At 62.5% G+C, this 5,064-nt stretch carries 6 protein-coding genes; 1 reads left to right on the top strand and 5 read right to left on the bottom strand.

The window, feature by feature from the left end; all coding sequences use genetic code 11:
• Window positions 1-358, bottom strand: a 358-nt coding sequence (locus ENZ74_RS21365; protein ID WP_164761114.1) for a transcriptional regulator, incomplete at its 3' end; no start/stop codon positions are given.
• A gap of 110 nt (window positions 359-468) precedes the next feature.
• On the opposite strand from ENZ74_RS21365, the gene ENZ74_RS21360 reads away from it, so the two are divergent.
• Entirely contained in the window at window positions 469-930 is a 462-nt protein-coding gene (locus ENZ74_RS21360; protein ID WP_013533666.1) for a cupin domain-containing protein, read from the top strand.
• Between the two features lie 188 nt (window positions 931-1,118).
• On the opposite strand, the gene ENZ74_RS21355 is transcribed toward ENZ74_RS21360, so the two are convergent.
• The 4 genes from ENZ74_RS21355 to ENZ74_RS21340 all read right to left on the bottom strand — a co-directional run.
• The gene (locus ENZ74_RS21355; RefSeq protein ID WP_027161735.1) at window positions 1,119-2,375 is read right to left on the bottom strand and encodes an Hsp70 family protein; all 1,257 of its coding nucleotides are present in this window, start codon (window positions 2,373-2,375) and stop codon (window positions 1,119-1,121) included.
• A gap of 169 nt (window positions 2,376-2,544) precedes the next feature.
• The gene (locus ENZ74_RS21350; protein ID WP_013533664.1) at window positions 2,545-3,336 is read right to left on the bottom strand and encodes a TIGR02186 family protein; all 792 of its coding nucleotides are present in this window, start codon (window positions 3,334-3,336) and stop codon (window positions 2,545-2,547) included.
• Window positions 3,336-4,259: a sulfite exporter TauE/SafE family protein gene (locus ENZ74_RS21345; protein WP_013533663.1), complete on the bottom strand. Its 924-nt coding sequence runs from the start codon at window positions 4,257-4,259 to the stop codon at window positions 3,336-3,338. The genes ENZ74_RS21350 and ENZ74_RS21345 overlap by 1 nt, the downstream gene beginning before the upstream one ends.
• 192 nt (window positions 4,260-4,451) lie before the next feature.
• Window positions 4,452-5,064, bottom strand: a 613-nt coding sequence (locus ENZ74_RS21340) for an SEL1-like repeat protein (protein ID WP_164761113.1), incomplete at its 5' end; no start/stop codon positions are given.

The raw sequence follows: 5,064 nt of genomic DNA, 5'->3' as shown, positions 1-5,064 counted from the left end.
CGGTGCGGGCGGCTGCAAAACGATCAGGGACACTCGTCGCAACAGCCGGTCCTACATAGCGATAGCCTCGGCGCGGCAGTGTTTCGATCCAGCTCTCAGCATCCGCTGCGTCGGCCAATACCCGGCGCAAGGCCGCGATCTGGACCGTCAGGTTGTTGTCGGCAACCGCCAATTTGCCCCAGCCGGCTTCGACCAGCGCGTCTTTGGATACCGGTACGCCCGCGTTTTGGAGCAGCAAACGCAGAAGCGAAACGGCGCGTTGCCCAAGCATGGTTGGCTCGGTGCCGTGATACAAAATGCCCGCCACCTGATCGAGACGGAACGGGCCAAACTGATAAAGGTCGCCTCCGATTGTCATCCAACGCTTTTAGCAAATTTTTGGGAACGAATTCACGACTTTCCCGGCATCGACGGCCAATGTCGCACAGGTGCTTGCCGGAAGTAAGCACCCAGTCAAAGGAGGATCCTATGAGCGCCAATGCCATTATTCGCATGCCCGACGAGAAGAAGGGGATCATGCTGCGTGGTCAACCTATGGTCTTCCTCGTCACCGGCGAAAACACCAAGCACACGAGCATGTTCGACTGGACGATCCCAGCGGGATTCGCCACCGGACGGCATGTTCACCGTGTGCAGGAAGAGACGTTCTACCTGCTCGAAGGCGAGTGTGCGTGGCATGTCGGCGACAAGACGGTTCGCGCAACGCCCGGAACCTATCTGTTCATTCCACCGGGAGTGCCGCACGACATCACGAATGTCAGTGAGAGACCCGCCCGCGTGCTGATGACCGTCTCTCCGCCTGGCCACGAACGCTACTTCGAAGAACTTGCCAAACTCGCGGCGCAGGGTGCGCCGGACCCAAAAGCCCTCGCTGAGCTGCGGAACCGCTACGATACTGACCAGCTCTCGACTTTGACGACACGCGGGTAGGCATCTGTCACGGCGGCCCCACGACAGCTTCTGGCCCATTGCGACATATCGCGCTGGCGCACGAGCTTGGTCGCTATCGGCGCAAAGCGGACGTGATCTTCATCGCATCACGCCGAAGGTTATGGGTACACGACCTGGCCTAAAGCGGATCAGTAATCTCTGAAAAGCTGGACCGCTCGAAGAAAGCCTCAGCCGAACTTGCGTTGCGCATCCAGCGCCAGGCCAAGTCCGACCGAGCCGAACATGTCGCCTTCGATGACGGATGCCTGCGGCACCAGCGACAGGATCTCTCGTTTGGCCAGCGGGATCGCGGTCGATCCGCCGGTCAGGAACACCGCGGTGATGTCGGACGGCTTCACCTCAGCGTCCCTGATAGTCTGCCCGACCGTTGCGGTGACCCGCTCGATGTCCCTGGCAATCGTCGCGTCGAGCCCGCTGCGCGTGATTTCGGCGGTGAACTCCGCACCCGGCAGCTTCACAGCGACCTCTGCGGATGACCTGTCGGTCAGCTCTATCTTGGCCTTCTCGACACGTGCGGCCAGCGCGTGTCCGTAGCGGTGTTCGACGACGTGGATGAAACGGTCGACGAGGTCGGCGCGCTCGGCCTCGTAGCGGATCTGGCGCAGATGCGTCATCGCCTTGGCGGTGTAGACCAGGTTGATGCGCTGCCATGTGGCGAGGTCGATGAAATAGCTTGCCGGCAGGTTGCGCTTGCCGTCCTTGGTCGGCGTCAAATAGCCGAGCTGCGGCATGACATGGGCGATGCTCAGCAGCCGATCGAAATCCGTACCGCCGATATGGACGCCCCGGCTGGCCAGGATGTCGTCCTTGCGGTCGAGCGAACGGGAGCGCTGCGGCGAGACCCGCACGATCGAGAAGTCCGACGTGCCGCCGCCCATATCGATGATCAGCGCCAGTTCCTCGCGTGTCACCTTCTGCTCGTAGTCGAGCGCCGCCGCGATCGGCTCGAACTGGAAAGCGATGTGCTTGAAGCCCTGGGCACGTGCGGCGTTCTCGAGTTCGCTTTGCGCCTTCGCGTCGGCCTCGGCATCGTCATCGACGAATTGCACCGGCCGGCCAAGAACGACGGTCTCGACCGTATCGCCGGCATCGGCTTCCAGCCTCTTCTTGAGATGGCCAAGAAACATGCCGACGATCTCCATGAAGCCGATCGACCGCGATTTGATGCGGGTCTTTTCATGGGCCAGCGAACTGCCGAGCACGCTCTTCAGCGAACGCATCAGCCGGCCTTCGATGCTGTCGGTGTAATTGGCGATGGCCTGGCGGCCAAAGCAGGTGCGGTTGTCCTCGAAGTTGAAGAACACGGCACTGGGCAGCGTGACCTGGCCGTTCTCCAGCGCGACGAGGCGCGGCTGCCCGTTGCGGACCACGCCCACGGTGGAGTTCGAAGTGCCGAAGTCGATGCCGCCGAAGGCTGGTCGCATGACAAGTTCCTGCATTTGTCGTCGGCGAGCCGACAGGCGCCATGAGAAATCGCGCGCTGTCCGGGGACGGGCTGCTCTGCCGAACCGAATTGTTTGTGTCTGCCATTTGGCTGGGGAGCGCGATCTACCGCATGCCTCGGCAAAGGGAAACCACTTTTCGGGGAAAATCCTAATCTCGCCGGAAGATCAGCCTTCCGAGCCAGCCGGTCAGCATGGCCAGCGATATCGCGAAGACGCCGTAGAGGAAGGAATAATTGTGGGCGACACGGAAGATCGACTGCTCGAAACCGGATTTGCGGATTTCGAGCTGGGCCGAGCTTTCCTTGATGAACAGACCGCTCTTGAACAGGAACGCGCGGGCTTTGTGGGTTCCAACCGGCACATTCGGCGCCAGCCTGACGGTGGCGCGGAAAAGGTTCTGCGACAGGAATTGCACGCCGCCGACATTCTCGCTGTAGAGGCCGGTCGCTGACTTGCGCTCCCGCAGTGCTGCCGTGAACTCCTCGATCGTCGCCGGGCTGTCGCCGGCATCGGCGGGCTGCATATAGAGGTTGGAGGCGCCGAGCGACAGCTGCTTGTAGCTGTTGGGTTCGGTGATGTCCTGCAGCGGCCGCGTCGTCGCCACCGAATAGGAGACCGGCACGTTTTCGAAGGTCTCAGAGTCCAGATTGACCCAGACGCCGAGCACCCTGTCCTTGCGGCGCACCACCACCGGTTTGGGCGGACCTTCGAGCACGACGATGACGTCGTAGCGGCCCTGGCGCGCGACGAGTGGATCCGGGTTTTCCAGCGAACCGAAGATGGTCAGATCGGCCCCGGAAAAACCGGCGGTGATCGAGACGTTGTCGGTGGAGAGACCGATCTGGATGCCTTCGGTCAGCGGGACCTGTGCCTTCGCCGGCACGGCGGCCGCAAGCAGCGACAGGACAATGGCGGTTGCGAATGTGCTGCGAGCCTTCATCAGTTGAGGCCCGCGGCAGACAGCGAATAGAGGTTGGGCGGGGTGACGAAAAGATCGATCGCCAATCGTATCGCCACCGCCAGCACCAGCAGTGCCAGCAAGGCCCTGAGCTGCTCGCCGCGCAGCCTCTGGCCGGCCTTGGCACCGTACTGCGCGCCGGCGACGCCGCCCGCCATCAACAGGAAGGCCAGCACGACATCGACTGTCTGGTTGGTGGTGGCGTGGACCAGCGTCGTATAGGCGGAGGTGAAGATGATCTGGAACAGCGAGGTGCCGATGACGACATTGGTCGGCACTTTCAGCAGATAGATCAGTGCCGGCACCATGATGAAGCCGCCGCCGACGCCCATGATCGACGACAGGAAGCCGATGCCGGCGCCAAGCCCAAGTACGGGGATGACGCTGACGAACAGTTTTGACGCCCTGAAGCGCATCTTCAGCGGCAAGCGGTGGATCCAGTTGTGCTGGCCGGATTTCTTCAGCACCGGCGCCGCACCGCTGCGCGTCGCGCGCAGCGCATTGACGCTTTCGACCAGCATCAGCCCGCCGACGGTGCCGAGCAGCACGACGTAGAGCAGCGAGATGAACAGGTCGAGCTGGCCGAGCCTGCGCAGGAAGGCGAAGACGTAGATGCCGCCGGTGGAACCGACAATGCCGCCGGCCAGCAACACCCCGCCGAGCTTGAGGTCGAGCGTACCGCGCTTCATGTGCGAAAGGACGCCGGAGACGGAGGAGGCGATGACCTGGTTGGCGCCAGTGGCGACAGCGATCGCCGGAGGGATGTTGTAGAAGATCAAGAGCGGCGTGATGAGGAAGCCGCCGCCGACGCCGAACATGCCCGACAGGAAACCCACCGCCGCGCCCATGGCCAGCAGGACGAAGATATTGACGGAAATTTCCGCGATCGGGAGATAGATGCCCACCCGTCAGTCTCGATCAGTTCTGCCTGTCGGCGAATGCAACCGTTGCGGGCATCTTGGACCGACAAGCCAATTCGTTCTTGCGCCGGAGGTGCTGCGAAGTCAAACCGCGCTACGCCGCCGAAACAAAAAACATCTCAATCAGTTAACAGGCGAATGTGTGGCAAGGGCGTCGTGGAAGCGACGCCTCTGCCGTTATTTGCGCGCCAGCAGTGCCTTCACCAGGTTTTCGTCGACTTCGCCGGTCGCCGCCATCTTGTTGTCGGTCTGGAAAGCCATGATCGCGGTCTTCGTTTTCTGGCCCATCTTGCCGTCGGCGCCGCCGGCGTCGTAGCCGTTCTTGTTGAGAATGCGCTGGATGTTCTGGACGGCCTTCTTCATGTCGATGCTGGCGGTCGTCTGCGGCGCGCCGTCCTGCCAGGACTCGGGAATGTCGGCCGAGTTGGCTGCCGCATCCAGCGGCTTGGCCTTCCACAGCTCGGTCGCGGCGCGGGCGCGCTCGAGCTGCTCGGGCCGCAGCGCATTGGCGATCTCGTCACGCTTGGCCGCCGCATCCTTGTCGCCTGTCTTGGCGACGAGCGCGAACCATTTGTAGGACTCCTCGAGGTTCTGCTTCATGCCGACGCCCTTGGCGGCGAGGATGCCGAGATTGAACTGGCTGTCCTTGACGCCGACGTCGGCCGCCGCCTGGAACCAGTGCGCGGCCGATTCATTGTCGGTCACGCCGTCAGCCGCCATGGCAAACAGCACGGCCAGATTGTGCATGCCGCTGGCGTTGCCCTGTGCCGCGGAAAGCTGGTACCAGGTC

This window comes from Mesorhizobium sp. M7A.F.Ca.CA.002.15.2.1, assembly GCF_003998715.1.
Taxonomy (GTDB): domain Bacteria; phylum Pseudomonadota; class Alphaproteobacteria; order Rhizobiales; family Rhizobiaceae; genus Mesorhizobium; species Mesorhizobium ciceri.
This window is presented reverse-complemented; position numbering and strand designations above follow the sequence as displayed.

Bases quoted from the DNA above. Each gene is read 5' to 3' on its own strand.
- ENZ74_RS21360 (WP_013533666.1), top strand. From the start codon at position 469: ATGAGCGCCAATGCCATTATTCGCATGCCCGACGAGAAGAAGGGGATC.
- ENZ74_RS21355 (WP_027161735.1), bottom strand. From the start codon at position 2,375: ATGCGACCAGCCTTCGGCGGCATCGACTTCGGCACTTCGAACTCCACC.
- ENZ74_RS21350 (WP_013533664.1), bottom strand. From the start codon at position 3,336: ATGAAGGCTCGCAGCACATTCGCAACCGCCATTGTCCTGTCGCTGCTT.